This is a genomic window from Methanomassiliicoccaceae archaeon DOK (assembly GCA_009911715.1).
Lineage (GTDB): Archaea > Thermoplasmatota > Thermoplasmata > Methanomassiliicoccales > Methanomethylophilaceae > Methanoprimaticola.
This window is the reverse complement of record CP047880.1, coordinates 1,834,811-1,857,715: the sequence shown is the minus strand read 5'-3', so window position 1 is coordinate 1,857,715 and position 22,905 is coordinate 1,834,811. Positions and strand designations below refer to the sequence as shown.

Annotated in this window: 23 protein-coding genes and 1 pseudogene; 18 read left to right on the top strand and 6 right to left on the bottom strand. The window is 56.8% G+C overall.

What is annotated here, in order from left to right:
- Positions 1–4 precede the first annotated feature (4 nt).
- Positions 5–1,033 carry an NTP transferase domain-containing protein gene (locus tag JS82_09415; protein ID QHK18301.1) on the top strand — a complete coding sequence of 343 codons (1,029 nt, stop codon included), beginning with the start codon at positions 5–7 and terminating at the stop codon, positions 1,031–1,033.
- Position 1,034: 1 nt separating this feature from the next.
- Here JS82_09415 and JS82_09410 read toward each other — a convergent pair whose 3' ends face one another.
- Positions 1,035–1,937 (bottom strand): glycosyltransferase, encoded by a 903-nt coding sequence (locus JS82_09410; GenBank protein QHK18300.1) that lies wholly within the window; start codon positions 1,935–1,937, stop codon positions 1,035–1,037.
- A gap of 91 nt (positions 1,938–2,028) precedes the next feature.
- Positions 2,029–3,168, bottom strand: a complete 1,140-nt coding sequence (locus JS82_09405; GenBank protein ID QHK18299.1) for an acyltransferase family protein — start codon at positions 3,166–3,168, stop codon at positions 2,029–2,031.
- A gap of 215 nt (positions 3,169–3,383) precedes the next feature.
- Here JS82_09405 and JS82_09400 point away from each other — a divergent pair, with 215 nt between their 5' ends.
- Positions 3,384–3,746, top strand: a complete 363-nt coding sequence (locus JS82_09400) for an acetolactate synthase (GenBank protein ID QHK18298.1) — start codon at positions 3,384–3,386, stop codon at positions 3,744–3,746.
- A gap of 23 nt (positions 3,747–3,769) precedes the next feature.
- Here the strand turns inward: JS82_09400 and JS82_09395 are convergent, their stop codons facing one another.
- The 3 genes from JS82_09395 to JS82_09385 are packed head-to-tail and all read right to left on the bottom strand — an operon-like array spanning position 3,770 to position 6,542.
- The gene (locus JS82_09395) at positions 3,770–4,843 is read right to left on the bottom strand and encodes a glycosyltransferase (GenBank protein ID QHK18297.1); all 1,074 of its coding nucleotides are present in this window, start codon (positions 4,841–4,843) and stop codon (positions 3,770–3,772) included.
- A complete protein-coding gene (locus JS82_09390) occupies positions 4,840–5,421 on the bottom strand; it encodes a hypothetical protein (GenBank protein QHK18296.1) in 582 nt (193 codons plus the stop codon). The genes JS82_09395 and JS82_09390 overlap by 4 nt, the downstream gene beginning before the upstream one ends.
- The gene (locus JS82_09385; protein ID QHK18448.1) at positions 5,418–6,542 is read right to left on the bottom strand and encodes a glycosyltransferase; all 1,125 of its coding nucleotides are present in this window, start codon (positions 6,540–6,542) and stop codon (positions 5,418–5,420) included. The genes JS82_09390 and JS82_09385 overlap by 4 nt, the downstream gene beginning before the upstream one ends.
- A gap of 128 nt (positions 6,543–6,670) precedes the next feature.
- Between JS82_09385 and JS82_09380 the strand changes: the two genes are divergently transcribed.
- The 16 genes and pseudogenes from JS82_09380 (at position 6,671) to JS82_09305 (ending at position 21,849) form a co-directional block, all read left to right on the top strand.
- Positions 6,671–8,053, top strand: coding sequence for a hypothetical protein (locus JS82_09380; protein QHK18295.1), 1,383 nt, complete (start codon positions 6,671–6,673; stop codon positions 8,051–8,053).
- A 55-nt stretch (positions 8,054–8,108) separates the two neighbouring features.
- A complete protein-coding gene (locus JS82_09375) occupies positions 8,109–9,047 on the top strand; it encodes a hypothetical protein (protein QHK18294.1) in 939 nt (312 codons plus the stop codon).
- 123 nt (positions 9,048–9,170) lie between these two features.
- Complete coding sequence (locus JS82_09370; GenBank protein QHK18293.1) at positions 9,171–10,187, top strand: kinase; 1,017 nt, start codon at positions 9,171–9,173, stop codon at positions 10,185–10,187.
- Positions 10,180–10,725: pseudogene (locus tag JS82_09365) on the top strand (SIS domain-containing protein). The gene JS82_09370 and the pseudogene JS82_09365 overlap by 8 nt, the downstream one beginning before the upstream one ends.
- Before the next feature lie 730 nt (positions 10,726–11,455).
- Positions 11,456–12,634: a transposase gene (locus tag JS82_09360; protein QHK18292.1), complete on the top strand. Its 1,179-nt coding sequence runs from the start codon at positions 11,456–11,458 to the stop codon at positions 12,632–12,634.
- Positions 12,635–12,789: 155 nt separating this feature from the next.
- Positions 12,790–13,719 (top strand): branched-chain amino acid transaminase, encoded by a 930-nt coding sequence (locus JS82_09355; GenBank protein ID QHK18291.1) that lies wholly within the window; start codon positions 12,790–12,792, stop codon positions 13,717–13,719.
- Positions 13,720–13,824: 105 nt separating this feature from the next.
- Positions 13,825–15,201 (top strand): hypothetical protein, encoded by a 1,377-nt coding sequence (locus tag JS82_09350; protein ID QHK18290.1) that lies wholly within the window; start codon positions 13,825–13,827, stop codon positions 15,199–15,201.
- Between the two features lie 117 nt (positions 15,202–15,318).
- Entirely contained in the window at positions 15,319–15,684 is a 366-nt protein-coding gene (locus JS82_09345; protein ID QHK18289.1) for a 50S ribosomal protein L7ae, read from the top strand.
- A 10-nt stretch (positions 15,685–15,694) separates the two neighbouring features.
- Positions 15,695–15,907, top strand: a complete 213-nt coding sequence (locus JS82_09340) for a 30S ribosomal protein S28e (protein ID QHK18288.1) — start codon at positions 15,695–15,697, stop codon at positions 15,905–15,907.
- A 5-nt stretch (positions 15,908–15,912) separates the two neighbouring features.
- Positions 15,913–16,137 carry a 50S ribosomal protein L24e gene (locus JS82_09335; protein QHK18287.1) on the top strand — a complete coding sequence of 75 codons (225 nt, stop codon included), beginning with the start codon at positions 15,913–15,915 and terminating at the stop codon, positions 16,135–16,137.
- Positions 16,138–16,145: 8 nt separating this feature from the next.
- Entirely contained in the window at positions 16,146–16,595 is a 450-nt protein-coding gene (locus tag JS82_09330; protein ID QHK18447.1) for a nucleoside-diphosphate kinase, read from the top strand.
- Between the two features lie 60 nt (positions 16,596–16,655).
- On the top strand, positions 16,656–18,404 hold the full coding sequence (gene infB / locus JS82_09325; GenBank protein QHK18286.1) for a translation initiation factor IF-2: 1,749 nt from the start codon (positions 16,656–16,658) through the stop codon (positions 18,402–18,404).
- A gap of 9 nt (positions 18,405–18,413) precedes the next feature.
- Positions 18,414–19,775 carry a hypothetical protein gene (locus JS82_09320; GenBank protein ID QHK18285.1) on the top strand — a complete coding sequence of 454 codons (1,362 nt, stop codon included), beginning with the start codon at positions 18,414–18,416 and terminating at the stop codon, positions 19,773–19,775.
- Between the two features lie 57 nt (positions 19,776–19,832).
- The gene (locus JS82_09315) at positions 19,833–20,243 is read left to right on the top strand and encodes a 30S ribosomal protein S6e (protein QHK18284.1); all 411 of its coding nucleotides are present in this window, start codon (positions 19,833–19,835) and stop codon (positions 20,241–20,243) included.
- A complete protein-coding gene (locus JS82_09310) occupies positions 20,243–21,478 on the top strand; it encodes a translation initiation factor IF-2 subunit gamma (GenBank protein ID QHK18283.1) in 1,236 nt (411 codons plus the stop codon). The genes JS82_09315 and JS82_09310 overlap by 1 nt, the downstream gene beginning before the upstream one ends.
- A gap of 5 nt (positions 21,479–21,483) precedes the next feature.
- Positions 21,484–21,849, top strand: coding sequence for a twitching motility protein PilT (locus JS82_09305; protein ID QHK18282.1), 366 nt, complete (start codon positions 21,484–21,486; stop codon positions 21,847–21,849).
- Between the two features lie 121 nt (positions 21,850–21,970).
- Here the strand turns inward: JS82_09305 and JS82_09300 are convergent, their stop codons facing one another.
- Positions 21,971–22,798: a DUF2099 family protein gene (locus JS82_09300; GenBank protein QHK18281.1), complete on the bottom strand. Its 828-nt coding sequence runs from the start codon at positions 22,796–22,798 to the stop codon at positions 21,971–21,973.
- Positions 22,799–22,905: the final 107 nt, after the last annotated feature.

The window sequence follows — 22,905 nt, the reverse complement described above, 5'->3', positions numbered from 1 at the left end:
GGCTATGGAAGGCAAGGTTAGACAGGCTGTCGTGATGGTCGGTGGAAAGGGAACGAGGCTCCTGCCTCTGACGGAGACCCGTCCCAAGATCATCCTGCCGGTGGCGGACAGGCCGTGCCTGTGGTATCTGCTCAGGTCTCTGGCAAGGGCGGGCATAGAGGAGGTCATCCTCGCCTGCGGCTACAAGTCCGAGCAGATGAGGGAGGCTATCGGCGACGGTTCGGACCTGGGCCTCAGCATCATCTACTCTTACGAGGACGAGCCGCTCGGCACAGGCGGAGCGATGAAGCTGGTGGAGGACCGTCTCGACGACGTGTTCGTGGCGGCCAACGGCGATGTGTTCGCATCCGTGGATGTCGCATCGGAGATTAGGGAGCATATCGATTCCGGTGCATCGGTGACGATATCTCTCACTCCGGTCGACAACCCTTGCGAGTTCGGCATCGCCAGGGTACAGCCAGACGGCCGCATCACGGAGTTCAAGGAGAAGCCGAAGCCCGAGGAGGTGTTCTCCAATCTGATCAATGCCGGGGTTTACGTCCTGAACAGGTCGGTTCTGGGCTATGTCCCGGAGAAAACGTTCTTCGACTTCTCGAAGGACCTCGTCCCGATGCTCATGGCGGAGGGGCACCGCATACAGGGCTTCCAGATCAGCGGAATCTGGATGGACGTCGGCAGGCCCCACGACCTGTTGGGTGCAAACCTCGCGGTCGCATCCGCCGAGTACGGGGATGCCCTCTGGGACGCCGGCGGATCGGAGATCGAGGGGCCGTTCTACATGGGTGCGGGTTCCAGTGTTGCCGGTTCCGGGCTGAAGGACTCCGTCGTCCTCGCAGGTTCGTCGGTCTCCGGTTCCAGACTCGACCGTGTCCTCGTGATGAGGAACTGCACAATTGACGGGGCCACTCTGGAGAACACCATACTGGGTGACGGCTGCTCTGTGGGGGAGGGGGCTGTTGTGAGGAACGCCGTCCTGGCCGACAACACGGTGGTCGGGCCCGGAGAGATTCTGGACGAGGGAAGGAAGGTCTGAATCAGAGCTTCTTCGTGGTCCTGATGGGTTCCCACACGCTCATGCGGTCTTCGCCCCTCTTGACATGCTCCTCCGCCTCCTTCCTGGATCTGAGCTCCAGTCTGATGGCGTAGAGCATCTTGAACGGGTGGAATCCGAGATCGTGGATGGTGCCCATCATCGCCTTGATGACGTACTTCTTGTTCCACGAGGGGATGTCGTAGTCGTGCATCTGCTTCATGGTGCACTCGCCGATGTTCACCCTGAGCCTCTGCTTGTAGAAGTCCTCCTCCGTGTCCGGGCCGTGGTTCAGTATGGTGGCTTCCGGCGCGTACACACATTTGTACCCGGCCTCCTCCAGGCGCATCCTGATAAGGTCCTCGTCTGACTGCATGTCCGTGGGGAGGCGCGTGCCTATGTCCCTGAACGCCACCAGCTCCCCGATCTTCGGGTAGATAAGGGCGAGGTTGTGATGCATGGTCCAGAGCATGTGGGTGGCGAACCCGACCTTGGTGCTCTTGTCGTTGGTGGGGATCGGATGCCCGCCGACCATGCCGACCTGCGGGTCGAAGAAGGGTTCGACCAGTTTGTACAGGGAGTCCCTCGTCATGAAGACGTTGTCCGCGTTGTACATCGCGACGATGTCGCAGGTCTTGTGGTCCAGGTAGCAGTTGATGGCGGAGTTTTTGCCCTCGCGCTTTTCCTGGGGCAGGAGAGTGAGGTTGTCGTATTCGACCATCAGTCTGCGTACGATGTCGTCGGTTCCGTCCGTGCTTCCGCTGGAGACGACCAGGACCTCCTTCACGTTGACGTTGCGAGTATCCTGCTCATATATGGAGCGGATGCAGCGTTCGATGTTCTGGGACTCATTGTAGGCGCAAATTCCGATTGCGATGTCCATTTTTGTGTTTTCGGACTCCGTCATACGATCTGAACCGCTTTTTGCACGAATAACCCATATAAAATTGTGTCTCACGGCAGTTGTTTACCCGATGTATCGAAGTACAATGTTTGCCTCACTGTGGGCTTGTATTATCTGTTCCTACCAAACACGACAATGTTTTGCGAATTGCTTTTGTGAATGGCGGTATTAATCTGGATGTAGCGCGATCAACAGTCTGCATTCTTACATATTCCAGAATTGCGCACAAGACCAGTATAACTAGCATACAGCCAAACACATACAAAATTAGATCGGGGGATCCGTAGTGGCTTCCTATGTCCATCCATTCGAAAATCCACGCTCTAAATTGATCGTGTTCTTGAAGTAGATAAACACCAAACATTGTCGACGCAAACACATTTACCCAGTGTATGTGGCCAACGTTAGTTTGTTTAAAAGTAAGGAATGTAAGTACTGCTATTATGACAACCATGATGCTGCTATCATTGCCCCATGCCAGTGTTGTCTCAAATGGTTTAAAACCATCTAAGGGGCCAATCAGATTTGCAAGAGCTATTAGAGTGGCCAGCAATGTTATGGAGATTATGGTCCACAATCCGTATTCTTTTACACTCCTTTCAAATGATTTTGGATATAATTTGATGTAGGCACCTATCGTGTACATTGTGAAGAACATTATGACGAAACTGCCATACATGCCACTGTGTGTAAACGTTGGAATTACGAACCATACTATCAACAACAGTAAAATTAGGGTTAGATGTGATCCCCTATCGAGTGAATTGAGCATTTTGTTAACGAATGGGAAGAATGGAAGCGCTATGAGATATGTGGATGCAAACCACCATTTTCCAGACAACACTGGCAGCAGATCGTTTTGCCAATGAATAGAATTGGCCGGAACCCCTCCGAACACGATGAAAATCACATCTACGAGTACTGATGTGGTGTATATCTGTAGAAACAGTTTCAGAAATTTGGGAATAATCTGGGATTTGGAGCATACCATGTAATATCCTGTTATGAGAACAAAGATCCAGACGCCTATCTTTCCAAAGTGGTGAATAAACTGGATGAAGAACGAGTCTATAGACAGGTTAAAGGTTTGACCAACATCTAGGGGCCATCCGCCATATAATGCGATGTGATGGAGAATAATCATCATCATTGCGACTATTCTGAGAATCTCAAAATTGGAATCTCTTTCTTGTTTGTTATTTGAACTAGGTTTAGCTCTCAGATTACTCCACATCTGCTACTGAATGAACATAAGATTATAAACTTAACATTAGTCGCAAATTACAATTGATTTGGAAGGTTGAAAAAGTAAGTCATCCTCATAGTTGTTCAACCGAGAACAGGAAAAACTTACTATGCTATGCATTGGCTAGCTATCCTTTGTCTTCATGGATTTCTCAATGTCACCATAGAACCAAATACGGCGAGCCTGTTGCGAATCCGGGAAACATGCACGTCATCTCACTCATCGTCAAGAACGAATTCGGTGTCATGCAGAGGGTCATGGGCGAGTTCACACGCAACAAGATCAACGTCGAGACCATCGTCGTCGGCAAATGCGAGCTCCCGGGGAAGTCCAGGATGGTCCTCTCCGTCATCAGCCACGATGCCGCGCTGACCGCCATCGGGAGGCTCCAGAAGCTCCAGGACGTCTACGAGGCGGAGCTGATCCCCGAGAGCGGGCAGTCCGCGTACGCACTCCTCTCCACATCCAACGGCAACGTCGGCGTCGTCGGAGGTTCCGACCAGGTCGAGGAGCTCATCGAGAGGAGCAAGCCCGAGCATTACGTCAAGGCGCTGAACGCACTTTGAAAAACGCGGCCCTCGGGGCCGTCTTATTGCTTTCCCGCGGACAGAACCCTCTCGTACTCCGGGATGTACCTGTCCCAGGTGTATTTCTCAGCCTGTCTGCGTGCGTTGCCGGCGAGCTCCGTCCTCAGGGCGTCGTCGCCGAGAAGTCTGTTGATCCCCTCGGCTATGCTCCCGGGGTCTCCCGGCTTCACTGCGATACCGCCGTTCCCGACCGTGTCCGGCAGGCCGTTGACGTCGCCGTAGACCAGCGGTCTTCCGTATCCGAGGACCTCCAGTGCCGCCAGACCGAACGATTCGAAAAGCGACGGCATGACGAAGAGCCTGCAGGATCTCATCAGGGAGTCCTTCTCCTCTTCAGACACGTATCCGCGGAACTCCACCTTGTTTCCGAGCCCCAGTTTCGCGACCTGCTTCTCCAGGTTCTTGGATTCGGGTCCCTTCCCGCACATGATCAGTCTGCAGTCGACGCTCTTCATGGCCTCTATCAGGCTGTCGAGACCCTTCGTTTTGACTAGCCTTCCCAGCGACAGGATGTAGTCTCCCTCAGAAGTCTCTTTCTCGGGAGGCAGGTCCAGGCAGGTGGGGATGGTCGTCATCCTCTCCGCAGGCAGTCCTCTGCGTATCAGGTCGTTCCTCACGTAGTCGCTGACGCAGACGATGTGGTCGAACGTCTCCAGGGTCTTGCGGAATCCGTTGTCGTTGATCTCGGAGACCTTCCCCGTCAGCCCGGTGCCCTCGCCCCACATGTTGTGGTACGTGAACACCTTGTAGCCGTCGTATCTTCCGAGATCCTTGTTGTAGGACGGTGCCCAGCGGTAGTTGTAGTTCACCGCATCCGCATCCATGCTCCTGAGGGCCTCCAGGACTCCCTCGGAGCTTATGAAGGGCGGATTGTATATGTTGATGAAGCGGGACTTCAGACGGACGACCCTGTATCCGAATTCCGTCATCTCCTCCTCGGCGGTGTCCGGAAGTCTGCCGGTGAGCACCGTGACGTCGTGTCCCCTGGCTGCCAGGAGCCTGGCCGTGTCGTGCATGCGTGTCTCGATGCCGCCGTGATGCGGATAGAAGAATGGATTGACGTCTACGAACTTCATGATTCCAGCCCCGCTCTCCTCTTCTTGACGTATGATGCGATGAAGCTTATGACGATGACGGCGACGATGGCGACGAGCATAACCGTCTGGGCGGTGTCGCTTCCGAAGTAGCCGTAGAAGAAGTTGCCTGCCAGCATTATGATTCCGTACTTCAGGACGCATCCGAGCACGATGTAGAACGTGCATTTCCTCGGATCCCATGTCTTGATGAGGGCGATGAATGCGCCGAGGAACGGAATCATGGGGGCTATGCGGTTGACGAGGATTATCCTCTCATCGCTCACCACCAGGAAGTTGATGTATTTCTCGGCGATGCGCGAAATGCGTGCCGGCACCCTGATCTTCTTGACGATGTAGTATAGCAGGAAGATTCCGGCGAGCTCGCCGAGTATCGCCACGAACAGGAGTTCGCATCCGAAAGACACTGTCGGGTTCTGATCCAGGCCCAGCAGGAAGAACACCTCCGGGAGAGTGGGGAATATGACGGCGTCTATGAAGAACAGGACGAATATGCACAGGAGCACCCCCGGCTCCCCGAGGCCGTCGAACAGGCTGAAGAGCCAGTCTCCGAGACTCATTTCCTGCGGGCCTCCTTGGTTCTGATCGCGAGCTCGTATGCTTCTATGTATTTCTGGACGGATTTCTCCCTTGAGTTCTCCAAAGCGGTGCGGTACGATGCCTCGCGGACATCTTCGGGGGCGTCCAACGCTCTGCGCATGGCGTCAGCACACTCGGACTCGTCATCGAAGAGGTATCCGTTCACGCCGTCGTGAACTATCTCCGTGAAAGCGCGACCGTTGCGGCATGCCACGGTCTTCCCTGAGGCCATTGCCTCAAGGATGGAGAGACCCTGGGTCTCGAATTTCGACGCCGATACGGCGATGTCGGCAGCGTTGTAGTACTTCGGGAGCTCGTCGTCCGGGACGAATCCGGCGAAGATGACCCTGTCCTCGAGGCCCAGTTCCTTCACCAGGTTCTCCATGTCGTTCTTGGCGGGGCCCTTGCCTGCCACCAGTAGAACGGCGTCCAGATCTTTCATGGACCTTATCACGATGTCCAGATCCTTTTCGTAGGATATGCGCCCAACATGTATGACGACCCTTTTTCCGACAAGTCCGTATCTCTCGCGGATGTCGTCGCATGGGATGCCTGGGTGGAAGACGTCTGTCTTCGCTCCAGTGGGGATAGCCAGAAGGTTCCTGCATGTGGCTCCGTGCGACTTCAGCTCGTCTCCTATGCATCTGGTGGGTGTGACCACGACGTCCATCCTCTTGAGTATCTGCCTGAGGTAGATCCAGATGAGGCGGTCCATCGTCTCGGGAGGCAGCTTCACGGGGGAGTAGTACTTCGCCGCGTCGTCCACCATAGTATGGAACGTCATCACCGTCGGGATCCCAAGCGTGTGGCTGCAGATCAGTGCGCGGATCGCCATCGTCGCAACACCATGGATGTGGATAACATCCGGGTTTATCTTCCTGAGAATCTCGATCTTGTTCGACGGATAGATGGGAACATAGTATCCCTCATAGCTCTTGAACTTGACAGCGGGGAAGTAGTAGACTCCCTCCTGTCTGTATTCGGGTTCTGGCTCGGGGGCGATGATGAAGACCTCATGTCCGAGGGCCTCGAGCGATTCCTTGATGATGCAGATGGATGTGACCACGCCATCTCTGGTGGGGAACCAGCTGTCCGTCATCATCGCTATTCTCATGAATCGGCCATCCCGTATTTCCGATATGAATCTTGACATGGATCTATCAACTATTTTGAGTAAAAACTCTGTGTATCCCTATAACCATTAAATGTCTCGCTTGGAATACCAGTGGTATGGGGGATGGGTTCGGCGCTAGTACTATCCGTCAATGGGTATTCGTACACCCTTTGATTTTTCTGGCAGCCGTAGGGCTCATCATACGCTCTCTGATATCCGTTCTCTTCACTCACAGCTATGACATAGCGTATTGGGGATACATCATTGAAAATATACAATCCAATAGTGGTTTGTATGAGCTCCCAGGGTATTACTACACCCCAGTATGGGGCTACTTCATATCATCAATTGGTTTTGTGATGAATTATTTATTCGGCATAGATGTCTTTGGCATCGAGTCCGATTCCCTCATTCCATCTCAAGATGTGTCTTGGGAATACTACATGGATCTTGTTACCACAGTAGAGTTCAGCCTTGTGTTCAAGGCAGTGTTCACTCTGATCGATCTCGCCATCTCCTATGTTCTCTATCTCATGGTGATGGAGCGTACCGGGGACCGTCAGAAAGCTTCAATCGCATTCGGTCTGTGGTTTCTATGTCCGTTAACAATTTACACGTCGTGTGTACATGCCATGTTTGACGGACTCTCGGTTCTAACGCTTCTTCTTACCGTGTATTTCCTTATGAAGGGCAACTATTTGTTGGCTGGATGTTCATTCTCAATGGCGGTGCTGTCCAAGTTTTTCCCAGCATACCTCATCTTCCTATTTGTGGCATACATACTAGTGAAGGAGTCTGGAGACATACGCAAGTTTGCAAAATCTCTCAGTATGTCCATTCTGGGAGCGGCAGTGATGTTTCTTGTAATTTACACTCCTGACATAGTAAATGGAACAATCTGGGATTCTCTCAACTTTGTGTTCAATCGTGTAGATTCTATTGGAGCCGGTGAGGAATCTTTCTGGGATTCACTAACGTCCAACGGGTACACCATTGTAATTATGCTTCAGCCTGTCATAATATTCCTGGAAGTGTTACTTGCATACTACTATCAGAAGGGCAGGTCCAGCAAGTCCAACAATAATGACCGTTTCATGATGTATTGCATGCTGGGCGCAACATCTGTGTTCCTATGGACGCCAGCACCTACATACATGATGATCATCATTCCGTTCGTCATTTACCATGTGTTGGTTTCAGACTCGAGATACAAACTGTCTCTGATTGCTCTGCTGATTGTCCCCACGTTATATGCAATAGTGATGCACAATTTCAGCGATCTTTTTGCAGCAAACGTGTTCCTGCACATAGTGTCTCCAGAATTCATACTGAATGGAATCGAATGGTTGGATTCGGTCACTATTCTTGGAATGTCCAATCAATCATTGATTAATTTGATTCTGGGTGCGTTGGAAACTTTGGCAATATATTCCGTGTTTATAACATATGTCCACAACAGAAGAATGGATTCGAAGGTGGTTTCCAATGGATCGGCATAAGATCGTGATTTCGATATTCGCGGTACTTGTAGTAGTCATGGTCGCGGGTGAGATGATGATCTACGTCGCAAATCCGTATCATTTCAGTTCAGACATTATCAACCAGGATGGGAACGTGATGTACGAGGTGGAATCATCCGGTTCTGCCAGGTTCCAGATTCTTGAGATTGATACTGGTCGTATGGAGTCTGTTGACGAAGTTTACATTTATCTCGATGATTCGTACGGTACTCAGGGGATATCCAATGCTTCCGAGTGTGTCGAGGACATCGTCAGAGAACTTGAGATACGCGGCATAGGGTCCACAGTGGTTGATGCCCGTGGTCTAAGCGAGTTGATGAGCAGTGCTAATGCTCATGGTGTCGCAGTGGTGTTTATCTCGGGTGCGATGCCCCATACAATATACACGGGATCCGAAGATGACCTTGTTCTAGAATGGCTTAGGTCCGGCGGATCTATCTATTGGTTGGGCGTTACGATGGGTATGTACGTCGGTAATTCCGATGGTACAGTTTCTGAGGTGGATGGTTGGGCGGATCTTTTCTATGGGGAAGGATGCTTTAACTCCAGCGATTCATATGATTCTGCGAATGTCAGGGGCAATGACATCGGGGAGCTTTTGTGTCTTAGGAGCAGCAGTACGCAATTTGGAATGTCTGTCAACGTTGCCGATTCTATTCAGTTGGGCTATGTTTCAGACGACGGATATGGGTCGTTTTCTATGGCAAAGTTTGGTGACGGTATGATTGGAATCGTCGGTGGATATTACGAGGATTCCACGCGTACCGATCTAGCCCAGGCAATCGCATCTGGAGTTACATATGATTCAACCCTGATCATGGAGGAAGAGGTTAGTGTGAGGGGCGGAACTCATGTGGGTAGTCTTGTGGCTGTTGAAGGAGCTACTGTTTACATATTCAGTGGAGGCTATTACACCTGCTATGGGGCTCGGTACATACTTGACCTTTGTATGTGCCAGATTCCCGCATTCTGACATTCCAGCTGAAATCAATATATATGACAACCTCGTAAACGCTTCCAGCCGATTTACGTAATGTAAACGAAAGTTCTGAAACCAGGGCTCTTCGGCTTCCGCTTCCATGCGGTCGGTGTAAAAATGGATGGGATTCACTACAGAGCAAGGGCTCCTCTGAGATTAGGTCTTGCTGGGGGAGGTACAGATGTTGAGCCTTACGCATCGAAAAAGGGCGGTGCGGTTTTCAACACGACGATTAATAGGTATGCATACTGTACGATCACACCCACAGACGATCACTCGATGTCTGTTCATTCCACCGACTACGGTAAATTTATGGCACCCTTGGACGGCGGACCTCTGAAGCTCGACGGCAACATGGATCTCATAAAAGCTGTCACCAATCATTTCGAGATCACCGACGGATTCAGGATGTTCCTGCAGTCGGAGGCACCTCCGGGGTCCGGATTGGGCGGCTCATCGACCGTCATAGTTTCCATCATAGCAGCAATGTGCGAGTGGCAGGGCATCAAGCTCACGAGCATGGAGATGGCCCAGCTGGCGTACAAGCTCGAGAGGGAGGAGATCGGCCTCAAAGGCGGCAAACAGGACCAGTATGCGGCCGTGTTCGGCGGTTTCAACTTCATGAAGTTCAACAAGCATGGGGTCAACGTCAACAGGGTGAGAATCCCAGAGGACACCGTCAACGAACTCCAGTATTCCTCGCTCCTGTGCTACACGGGCAATCCACGCGAATCCGCCACGATCATCGAGAGTCAGGTGGACAAGTTCAACAAGGGGCAGAACGAGGAGGCCCTCGACAAGACCAAGGAGATAGCAACCTCGATGGTCATAGCTCTCGAGAAGGGAAACATCGTCCATGCGGGGGAGCTTCTCCATGAGGCCTGGGAGTATAAGAAGCAGTTCTCCAACAAGGTCTCCAATCCGCAGATCGACGCGCTCTATCAGGCGGCCATGGACGAAGGCGCCATAGGCGGAAAGGTTTCAGGTGCCGGAGGTGGCGGTTTCATGTACTTCATATGCAGATACGACCGCAAGTACAGCGTCGCCAAAGTTCTCCAGAAGATGGGTGCGAGGGTGACCGACTACATGTTCGAGCCCGAGGGAGTGATCTCTTGGAGGTATCCCAATGAATGACGCCATCAAAGCCGAGCTTCAGAGGAGCGCAGAGACAATATCGAAGATCGATCCGGCACAGGTCCGCAGGGCAGCTGACGCCCTCATAGAGGCGTTCAGGAACGGCAACCAGGCGATATTCATGGGCAACGGTGGTTCTTCCGCCGACGCCCAGCACATCGCCGCCGAGTTCTCGGGCAGGTACATGCTGGAGCGTCCCGCCCTTCCTGGAGTGTGTCTGTCCAACATCGCGCCAGTGACCGCAATCGGCAACGACTACAGTTACGACCTCGTCTTCAAGAGGCAGGTCGAGGCGATCTGCAGGAAGGGCGATGTGGTCATCGGGATGTCAACCTCCGGCAACTCCAAAAACGTAATACTGGCCATGGAGGCCGCGAAGGAGCGCGGGGCCGTCACCATGTCCTTCACAGGCGATGGCGGCAAGCTGAGGGAGATCGTCGACATCGCGGTCGTCATCCCCTCCAAGGAGACGCCCCGCATTCAGGAAGGCTATCTCTGCGCTTGCCACACCATGTGCGGCATAGTGGAGAGGGAGCTCTTCGGTCAGCGAGCGGTCTTCATCGACAGGGACGACACCGTCGCGAAGGACGTCCCGTACTGCAGCGACCCGGATCTTTTCGAGGTGTACGACTTCGTCCCCGCCGCGATCAAGCGCCTGAACGACGCCGGGTTCCTGGTCATAATGATCACCAACCAGTCCGGGATAGGTCGCGGGTTCTTCGACGAGGAGACGCTGGGGCGCATCCACGACAAGCTGAGGCGCACCGTCGAGGCGGGCGGCGGCCATATCGACGACATATTCTATTGTCCGCACACGCCTGACGACCATTGCTCATGCAGGAAGCCCGAGATAGGCATGGGTCTCGCCGCCATCCTCAAGCACGGCATAGACCCGCGCAGGTCTTTCATGATCGGCGACCATGAGAAGGACATGGAGTTCGGGAGGCGTCTCGGGTGCCGGGGCATTCAGGTCTCAGAGGGGTTCACCTTCGAGGATGCCGTCGATGAACTGCTGAGGACCATGGACGACTGAGATTTGCACTAGAAAATGGCCTCTTCGCAGATTCGTGTTGTAACGCCGTTGATGAACATCGGAGTCCGAATGCGGACCTGTGGGTACGGAACTCATCGGAATCACGGCATGCCATCATCGGGGGATCCGGGAGAACAGATGGATCATCATCTGTTCAATGACCGTTAATGGTTATTCGGCCCATTCGGAGACCCCCTTGTGAGCCTTTTATACCACATTTGACGATGGGTATGACATGGGCAGGAGGGGAGGCGGATCCGAGGACAGATGGTTCGTGACCAGGGTGTACCCCGCGTACCCGAACAGGACCCAGGAGCGCGAGCTGCTGAGGCAGCTCGACGTCGCCAGAGGGGTGTACAACCATTTCGCCGAGGCCTGCATCCACTGCCTGATCGACGGAGTCCATGTTCCTGACCCCATGGAGATGAACAGGGAGTTCACGCTCATGAGGGCTGACGACTGCATGCTCAGATCGGTGAACTCCTACACCCTGAGGGAGACCATCGGCAGGGTGTGGCAGGCTGTCGAAAGGTGCGAGAGGAGGTCCCTGGCCGACGGGGAGCTCCATGTGCCCCGCATCAAGACCCCTCCCAGGTTCCGCTCCATCTGCTTCGATCCGAGGTCGTCGAAGATGGAGAGCAACCGCATCCGGCTGAACAGGGACCTGTGGGTCCGCTGCAGGAACCTGGCCAAGCCCCGGAACGGCAGGGCGGTAACCGTGAGGGCGGTGCGCAGGGGCACCGGGAGGTGGTACATCTGCATCACCTACGAGACCGACAGGGTCGTCCGCGGGGAGATGGACGTCGGGGAGCCGGTCAGGGCCGAGGGCTACGACCTCGGCCTGGTCGACCTGATAACCGACTCCAAGGGGAACAAGATCAGGACGCCCGACTTCTTCAGGGAGGCCGAGGCCGAGCTCGCGCACCTAAGGCGCCAGTTATCCAAACTCGAGGAGGGCACCGCCAAATGGCTGAAGAAGCGGCGCAGGATCGCCCGGATCGAGGAGCGCATCCGTCGTAGACGCGACGGATACCTGGACAGGGTGGCGGACTGGATGGTGTCCGGCAAAACCACGGTGGTCGTCGAGGACATCGACGTCAGGCGGCTGGCCTCAAGGGAGGACGGCACGCTCGTCAGAAGGAAACGTTTCACGGAGGCCGCATGGGCGACCCTCGTCGGGAAGGCGGAGCGCAAGGCTGGGAAGACTGACGTCCGCCTGATCAGGGTCAACCCAGCGTACACCACGCGCACGTGCTCGCGCTGCGGGCACGTCGGCGATGGTATCCCCCTTTCGGAACGGATGTTCCGGTGTCCGGTCTGCGGTCTGGAGATGGACCGCGACCGCAACGCCGCCAGGAACATCCTGGGTTCCGGCATGGGAACCCGGCGGTACGCCGCGGAACCGTCGGGCTGACGCCTGACGACATGTCGGATCCGTTGGGACTCCGTTAACGGCGTTACAACAGGATTCGACGTAGAGCCAGAAAATGTGTATATATCCAAACAATCGTGCACTCTTCTTAGCAGGGGACCGAATGTCTCCTCACCGATTGCCATCAAGGTGATTTCATGGACAAGACTGAAAAGATCTGGCTGAACGGCAAGCTTGTCAACTGGGAGGATGCGAAGGTCCACGTCCTCGCACACGCCCTCAACTACGGAACCGGCGTCTTCGAGGGAATCAGGGTCTACCAGACACCCAAGGGAATGGCCATCTTCAGGCTCAAGGACCACGTCCAGAGGATGATGGACGGATGCAAGATGATGGGCATCGACCTGGTCTTCGACGGAAAGACATACGGGTTCGACGACCTCTGCAACGCCATCAAGGATGTCGTCCGCGCCAACGGCGAGATGGTCGACTACGTCAAGCCCTGCGTCTTCCTCAGCGGAGAGGAGGTCGGGCTCAACCCCGTCGGCGTTCCTGTCTCCATGGCGATCACCTGCGTCCACATGGGCAACTACCTGGGTTCCGGCGCCGCTGCAGGGGCCAAGCTGATCACGTCCTCCTGGCAGAGGCCGGACAACCTCTGCGGGCCGGCCGGGGCCAAGGTCAACGGATCCTATGTCGCTTCCACGCTCGCCAAGAGGGAGGCCGTCAGCCAGGGGGCCAACGAGGCCGTCATGCTGAACTCAGTCGGACACGTCGCGGAATGCACCGGCGAGAACATCTTCATGTACTACCAGGGCAAGATCGTCACCCCCGCATCCGCCGAGAGCATCCTCAACGGTATCACCAGGCGCTCCATCATCCAGATCGCCCAGGATATGGGCTACGAGGTCCTCGAGACGGAGGTCTCCAGGTTCATGCTCATGTCCTCAGACGAGGTCTGGATGACCGGCACGGCGGCGGAGATCGCACCGGTCACCAGTCTGGACGGAAGGCCCATCGGGGACGGCAAGATCGGTAAGGTCGCCACAGAGATCCACGCCAAGTTCCACGACATCGCCACCGGAAAGGACCTCAAGTACGAGGACTGGCTGGACTACGTCAACTGATCAATCAAATCCCGCCCCTTCCTGGGGCGGGAATCCTTCCGAATTTACGTTAGATTTTCCCATTTCTGAGCAAACGGTTATATCTCGCCCCTTGTTGGCATCATCGTGATTCAGATCAAGTCGCTCGTCACAGCCTCTCTGGCCGTCTCCATCGCAATGGCAGCCGTGGCTCTTCTCATGAGCGACTGGATGTGGCTGGTAGTCGACCTGCTTAGCATACTGCTGCTTCTCCTGCCCTACTACAAGGATGTCGGGTACTACTACAGCAGGAACGTCGTGTGGATGTCGATGCTGGCACCCACTCTTGTGGTGATCTACTATCTGGTGGACCATCTGGTCTATCCCGTCGGGAGCCACATCTTGCTGGACGTCTCCTACACGGAATACTTCAACGCGGCGTTCCAGGCTCTCCAGTGCTTCGTCTCCGGATTCATGCTGGCTCTCCTGATGGACAGGTCGTTCGGCATGACCCTGACAAAGAGGTGGATGGTGCTGTTCGCCATGATGATCTCCCTCGCCGTCTCGGTCCTGGATCTGTTCTTCATGTTCGGCAGCCTCTACGCCGACGGGGCGCCTGTCTTCAACGGCGACTTCCAGCACGGTCAGGAGAGGTACTCCAACAGGATCCTCATCGTGTCCCCGTTCGTGGCCACCTTCGCCTCGGCGGCCTACGCGATCATCGCGGCAAAGGCGGTCAAGAGGCACGACAAGAGCGAGTTCACCCAGTCCACCGAGCTCCGCAAGCCCGTCACCGAGAGGAAGGAGAGGAGGAAGGACGACGTAGTCCCGGAGTACAAGCCGATAAAGCCCCCGAACAACGGATGGGGTCTCGACGATGCCATATGCGTCGCCGCCTGTCTGATAATCCTCGGTATGAGCATCGTCTCTCTGGCATCAGGGTTCAAGATGTCGTACGAGGTGAACACGGGCATATTCTGCGGCCTGTTCTGTCTCGTCCCGATAGCCCTCAAGCACGCCCGCATCATCACGCTCCCGAAGACGTTCATAATCGCGATAGCCGTCGCCATCTTCCTGCACGCGTACGGGGTCCTGCTCCTGAGGTACGACGTGCTGGTCTACTACGACACCGTCACGCACACGATCTCGTCCGTCGTCGTCTCGCTGTGCGTGTACTACACGCTGATGTGCTACCACGCCTACTCGCAGGGCAAGGTCAACTTCTCCGGATGGACGATGTCGATCTTCGTTGCCGTCATCATGATGGGGTTCAGCGCGTACTGGGAGGTCTTCGAGTTCATCGTCGACATAACCACGGGCACCAACATGCAGTACAGCCCGTTCGACACACTCAGGGACATGCTTGCCAACACGTTCGGGTCGATGTGCGTGTCCATCGCGTTGGGATTCTACCTCAAGGACCACGACCTGAGCGCCATCGTGAAGTCGTTCCAGCTCCATCCGAAGCTGATGGGGTTCATCCAGGATCCTTTCGGCGAGAACAAGCAGGCAGGCAAATCCTGACGTGTCGCGTCCACTTCCCTCGGACATTATAAATACAATCACCCGATAGTGCGGGATGCTCTCCAAGAGCCGATGAATGATGAAGGCGCGTTGGTGCGTCTGAAAGAGGTAATTGAAATGTCTGTATTTGTGAAGTTTGAGACACCCAAGGAACTCTCCGACAAAGCCTACTCCCTCGCCGAGATGGCCAGGGACGGTGGAAAGATCAAGAAGGGAACCAACGAGGTCACCAAGACCGTCGAGCGCGGCGCTGCCGCCATCGTCATCATGGCCACCGACGTCGAGCCCCCGGAGATCCTCGCCCACATGCCCGCTCTCTGCGACGAGAGGAACGTGCCCTACATCTACGTCCCCAGCAAGATCGAGCTCGGAAAGGCCATCGGACTCGACAAGCCCGCAGCCTCCGTCGCCATCACCGACGTCGGAAAGGGAAAGGCCCTCTGCGACGAGATCGCCCAGGCAGTCCAGGCTCTCAAGAACTGAGGTGAGCTGAATGGTCGACACAGACAGCATCCCCTCGGAGGTTGTCGAGATCATCGGAAGGACCGGGATGACCGGAGAGGCCACCCAGGTCAAGGTCCGTGTGCTCGACGGCCGCGACAAAGGTAGAATCATCACCAGGAACATCATGGGCCCCGTCAGGATGGGGGACATCCTCATGCTGAGGGAGACGTCCAGAGAGGCCAGGAAGCTCGGAATGAGGTGATTGGCATGGTGGACACAACTAGGAAATGCTCCTTCTGCGGCGCATCCATCGAGCCCGGAACAGGCAAGATGTTCGTCAGGAAGGACGGCACAATTCTGTTCTTCGACACCAACAAGTGCTACAAGAACATGATCGAGCTGAAGAGGGTCGCAAGGACCACCGAGTGGACCGAGAAGGCCGCCATCGAGAAGGCCGCCAGACTCAAAGCAGCCGAGAAGAAGGAGGAGTGAGCATGGCCATGGAGCAGACCTACCTCATGGTCAAGCCCGACGGAGTCCAGCGCGGACTCTGCGGCGAGATCCTCTCCCGCTTCGAGAAGAAGGGACTCAAGATCGTCGCCATGAAGATGATGGTCATCTCCAAGGAGACGGCGGAGAACCATTACGGGGAGCACAAGGGCAAGCCCTTCTTCCCCTCTCTCATCTCCTACATCACCTCCGGCCCCGTCATGGCCATGGTGCTCGAGGGTGAGAACGCGGTCTCCGTCTGCAGGGGAATGATGGGCAAGACCAACCCCGCCGAGTCCGCACCCGGAACCATCCGCGGCGACTACGCCATGGTCACCGGCATGAACATCATCCACGGATCCGATTCGGTCGAGTCTGCCAAGAGGGAGATCTCCATCTTCTTCAAGCCCGAGGAGCTCGTCTCCTACGACAGGACCGCCGACAAGTGGATCTACGAGTGATTCAGCACCTAAACCATTTTCATACCAAACCCCTTATTATTATCTGAAAAGGTGGCGGACATGGCGATTAGACAACCGGTTGTCAGTGTTCTTGGTCATGTAGACCACGGCAAGACGAAGCTTCTCGACCGCATCAGGGGTACTTCCGTCCAGGCACGCGAGGCAGGGGCGATCACCCAGCACATCGGTGCCACGGAGGTTCCGATCGAGCACATCTACAAGGTCTGCAAGCAGCTGATCGGCAACAAGAAGTTCGACGTCCCCGGACTGCTCTTCATCGATACGCCGGGCCACCACTCGTTCACGACCCTCAGGGCCAGGGGAGGCTCCCTGGCGGACATCGCGGTCCTCGTCATCGACATCAGGGAGGGGCTGATGCCCCAGACCATCGAGTCGATCCGCATCCTGAGGCAGTACAAGACCCCGTTCGTCATCGCCCTGAACAAGGTCGACACCATCCAGGGATGGATCAGCGAGGAGGGCAGGCCGTTCATCCTCGCCGAGAAGGTCCAGCAGGACCACACCCTGGCAGCCTTCAACGACAAGCTCTACACCGTCATCGCCCAGCTAGCCGAGCAGGGCATCTCCGCGGACAGGTACGACCGCATCGACGACTTCACCAAGGCCGTCGCCCTCGTGCCCATCAGCGCCAAGGAGGGGGAGGGCATACCCGACCTGCTCCTGGTCCTCATCGGACTCGCCCAGCGCTTCCTGGAGTCCCAGCTGGAGAAGGGCGAGGGCCCCGGCAAGGGGACCATCCTCGAGATCAAGGAGGAGCGCGGACTGGGGAAGACCCTGGACATGATCCTGTACTCCGGGACGCTGAAGAAGGGTGACACCGTCGCCATGGGTACCCGCGGGGCGCCCGTCGTCACCAAGGTGAAGGCCATCCTCAAGCCCAAGCCGTTGGACGAGATCCGCGACCCCAGGGACAGGTTCGACTCCGTCAAGGAGCTCCACGCGGCCGCAGGCGTCAAGATCTCCTGCCAGAACTGCGAGGGCGTCATCGCCGGAGCCCCCATCATCGTCGTGAAGGGTCCCAACGACCCCGCGATCAAGGCCCTCCAGGAGGAGACGAGCATCAAGATCGAGACCCAGGAGAAGGGGATCACCATCAAGGCCGATGCCATCGGGTCGCTGGAGGCGCTCGCGTACGAGGCCAGGGAGCACGACATCCCCATCCGCAAGTACGGGGTCGGCGAAATCACCCGCAGGGACATCGTCGAGGCCGCGTACGGCGACAAGAAGAACTGCGTCATCCTGGGATTCAACGTCAACATGTCAAAGGACGCCGAGGCGGAGCTCGCCAACCACGACGAGATGAAGGTCATGACGAACCAGATCGTCTACCAGCTCATCGATGACTACATCGAGTGGGTGGAGGACAGCAAGAAGAAGACCGACACGGACAAGAGGTCGGAGTTCTCCTTCCCAGCCAAGTTCAAGATCCTCCCCAACTGCGTGTTCCGCGCGAGCAAGCCCGCCATCGTCGGTGTCAGGGTGCTGGCCGGAAGGATAAGGCCTGGGGAGAACCTCCTGGGCTCCGACGGCCGCGACGCCGGCAGGATCAAGAGCATCCACACGGGCGAGGACGCCCTGAAGGAGGCCAAGCAGGGCGAGGAGGTCGCAGTGGCCATCGAGGGCGTGACCGTCGGGAGGCAGATCGATGAGGAGGACATCCTCTACGTCGATCTCATCGAGTCCGGTTACAAGCAGCTCCAGACCCTGGAGCTCAACGATGACGAGAAGATGGCGATGGAGGAGACCGTCGTCATCAAGCGCAAGGACGACCCGTTCTGGGGAATGTGATCCAGTAACATGACATTCCTGACAGACCAGGTGATCGCCTACATCACCTTCGTGCTCCCCATATGGGAGCCGTTGCTCGTCGTGGACGTCCTGGCTTTGATCGTCCTCATCTTCGCGGAGAGGCTGGACCCGCGGTCCCTGATATTCTGGATCACGGTCATCGTCATCCTGCCGTTCGCGGGCATAGTGCTGTTCGCGCTTTTCGGATCGACGATATATGCTAGCTGGCGGTTCGGGAGAAAGTCCGCGGACGACCAAAGGTTCCTCGATTACACCACTCCGCAGGAGGGGGAGGAGACCGTCATGCAGAGGTCCCTGCGCGAGCTCGGCGCCGATGTCCGCACGAAGGGCAATCTGGTGAAGCTCTACTGGGAGCGGTCGGAGATCCTCGCCGATGTGAGAGCCGACTTCGATTCAGCCACCGAGTCCATATACATCATGGCTCGCCGCATGCCCCACGGCCTGGACGAGGTCATGAGGTCCCTGATCGAGAAGACGAAGCAGGGGCTGGACGTCAGGATCATGACATCGACCCTGTGGTTCGGGAGGACGGGAGGTATCGGCAAGCTGAGGAAGGCCGGGGCCAAGTTCTGCACCTTCCACAACCCCCTGTACTCTGCGTTCATGAAGAAGTCCGCCTACCGCAACATGCGCTCCTTCGTCGTGATCGACGGCGCCATCGCCTACGAGGGCCGCGGCGCGGCGATGAGGCTGGAGGGCCTGGCCGCCGAGCGTCTGGAACGGAGGTTCCGTGCGGACTGGCTGCACGGTTCGGGGGAGGACCTGGGGGTCCGCCCGGTATCCACGCCTCCGAGGCAGGGGGGTGTCGACGTCCAGATCGTCTCCGACGGACCGGATCTGCGCGAGAGCAGTCCGATGATGACGTGCTACTCGGACATCATCGGGGGTGCCAGGGAGTCGCTCTACATGTCGTTCCCGTACCTCATGCCCAACGACGAGCTCTACGCATCCGTCAAGCTGGCCGTGCTGTCCGGCGTCGACGTCAGGATCCTCCTTCCGAGGAGGAGCAGGCGCTGGTACCAGGCCTGGAACTCCCTGGCCGCGGCGTACCCCCTCATGCTGGCCGGCGCAAGGGTCTACTTCGCCGACAGGTCGCTGGCAAAGTGCATCATGGTCGCGGACCGCAGCACGCTCAGCATAGGCTCGTCGGACTTCACGACGAGGTCCCTTGATCTGGATTTCAACACGAATGCCACCGTGTACTCCTCCGAGGCGGCATCGGAGGCCGCCGACGCCATCCTGCGTGAGACGGGGCTCGCCGCCGAGTGCCATCCCGAGGACTACGAGAGCAGGTCCATCGCGGACATGTTCAACATCGCCGTGTCCAGGATGCTGATGTTCTTCAACTGACCTCTTCTGAAAAGGTTTATAAACCATTCTTTAATAGCGACGCCTACAGGTGTTCAAATGGTAGAATTCAAAGCCATTGTCAACGACGTCAAGACCGGAAGGTCCTACAACGTCGCAGTGTCTGGTCACCACGCGAACTCTCTGATTGGTGTCAACATCGGAGAGGTCGTGGATGGAATTTTCGTGGGCCTCCCCGGTTACAAGCTCAAGATCACCGGCGGCTCCGACGGCAACGGTACCCCCATGAGGAGCGACCTCCCCGGAAACAAGAGGGTCAAGCTCCTGCTGTCCGACAGCAAGGGATTCCACGAGAAGTACCCCGGACAGAGGAAGAGAGTCGCCATCCGCGGATCCGCGATCTCCGCCGAGATCGTCCAGATCAACATGGCCGTTGCCGAGTACGGACCCAAGTCCATCGAGGAGTGCCTCAACCCCCAGCCCGAGGGCGAGGCTCCCGCGGAGAACTGATGAAAGTACCTCAGCAGCCCGAGATCAACATCGGGATGATCGGTCACGTCGACCACGGGAAGACGACCCTCACCAAGGCGCTCTCCGGCGAGTGGACGGACCGTCACTCCGAGGAACTGAAGAGAGGCATCTCTATCCGTCTCGGGTACGCGGACGTGGCATTCTACAAATGCCCCCAATGCCAGGGGCCCGCCGCATTCGGCACCACCAAGAAGTGCAAGAACTGCGGTGCGGACACGGAGTTTCTCAGGGCGGTGTCCTTCGTCGACGCGCCCGGACACGAGACCCTCATGGCGACGATGCTCTCTGGAGCCGCCCTCATGGACGGCGCCCTGCTGCTGGTCGCGGCCAACGAGAAGTGCCCCCAGCCCCAGACCAAGGAGCATCTGATGGCCCTGTCCATCATCGGCATCGACAAGATCATCATCGTCCAGAACAAGATCGACATCGTCAGCAGGGAGCAGGCGATCGAGAACTACAGGCAGATCAAGGAGTTCGTCAAGGGCACCATCGCCGAGAACGCCCCGATCATCCCCATCTCTGCCAACCGCGGAGTCAACATCGACATGCTCATCGAGGCCATCGAGGAGCACATCGTCTCCAAGGTCGTCAGGGATGTCGACGCGCCCCCGCTCATGCACGTGGCCCGTTCCTTCGACATCAACTCCCCCGGAACCAAGCCAGAGGACCTCAAGGGCGGTGTCCTGGGCGGTTCCCTCATGCAGGGAACACTCCACGTGGGCGACGAGATCGAGATCGCCCCCGGAAGGAAGACCGAGGTCGCGGGCAAGACCGTCTACGAGAGGATCACCGCGAAGATCACCTCGCTCGAGGCCGGAGGCAAGAGCGTCGACAAGGTCCTTCCCGGAGGCCTCATCGCCATCGGGACCGGGCTGGACGCCGCCATGACGAAGTCCGACGGACTCACGGGAAGGGTCATCGGACGTCCCGGAGAGCTGCCGAAGGTGGCGCACGACTTCAGCATGAAGACCGTGCTCCTGGACCGTGTCGTCGGATCGTCCGCAGAGCTTTCAGTCGAGGAGATCAAGAGCAACGAGCCGCTCATGCTCAGTGTCGGGACGGCCACCACGGTAGGCGTCGTCAAGAGCGCCAGGAGCGACTCCGCAGAGGTCGCCCTGAAGATCCCGGTGTGCATCATGCCCGGTCAGAGGGTCGCCATCTCCAGAAGGATCTCCAACAAGTGGAGGCTCATCGGCTACGGCATCGTAGAGTGAGGGCCATGCAGACCGTGGTCCTCGACACAAACGCCTTACTCATGCCTTTTGAGATCAAGATGAACCTCGACCTCGCTCTCAGGGAACTCCTGGGCGAGGCGAGGATCGTCGTCCCCGGGCCCCTGGTGGGGGAGCTCAAGCATCTCGACCATAAGTTCGCCGGCGCGGCACTGTCCCTGGCGAGGAAGTACGAGATCATCCCCACCGAGGCCACAGGGGACAGTTCCGTCATAGAACTGGCCAAGAAGACTGGGGGCTACGTCCTGACCAACGACAAGGAGCTCAGGCGCAGGCTCAGGAGGGAGAAGGTTCCGATCATCTTCCTCAGGTCCGGCACCCATCTCGCCATCGACACCTATCTGGGCGAGTGATTAGTCCCGTTCTGCACAGGTCGCATTGCAGCTATCAATGACTGATCAGTTGTTCTTGGCGACTCTGCCGCCTGTCAATCCAATTTTAGACCGGTTTGGTCGGGTCTGGCCATGACCGGTTTCAGATCAGCGGATCCGGATACTCGGTGGGCTCCCCGGGCTTCCATGCCTTCTTCCCGCACTCGTCCAGCTTGTCCTGCATGAGCTCCCTGCCGATCGGTGTCACCCCGTACACGGGCACCTTGTTTCCGGCCACGAGGGTCTCCGGTCTCCTCAGGCATTCCTCGCGCAGGTACTTGGACGCGCATGCGGTGATTATGTCGAAGTTGTCGAACGCCTTCACGGAGTCCTCCTCGGACATCCCCGTGGTGTGGACCCCGATGATGATCAGCCTGTCGCCGTACTTCCCCCTCATCCTCTCCGCCGAGTCGACGAACGGCGTGGTGACGGCGACTCTCTCGTATCCCATGGAGAACGCCTTGTCCACGCCCGCCTCCATGTCTATTCTGGCGGTGTCGGGGTCCAGCATGTTCTCCCTTCCTACGGCCTCGACCACCTTCGGGATGGGTTCGGTCTCGCATATCCCGGAGATCCTGCCGCCCATGCCCTGGACCAGTGATGGATCGGTGATGACCGCCGTCCCACACCCGTCCGCCGCTATGACCGCGGCATCGATCTTCCCGTTCTTGAGGGCGGAGCACAGTGTCTCCGAGATCCCGAAGTTCAGGAAGTTGTCCATGGTCGTCACGCGGTTCTCGGTGCACATGCCGAACGAGTTGATGCGGTACTCGATGTTCTCTCTGATCGACTCCTTGTTGAGCTCCTCCATGCCCCTGCGCTTCGCGAACAGGGGGCAGTATCTGACTTTGGGCTCAGTGACTTCGACGACCTTCCCGTCCTCGATGGTCACACGGCTCATACCGAGGCATTCCATCACGTGTCTGGACATAGTATCCGCTCCGTGACGCGGGAATCGGCGGGCGGTATGAATAAACTGACGATGTATCGGTTTGGAGAAGGAGGGGTCCCTATGGACCCCTCCATTGATTTGGGTGC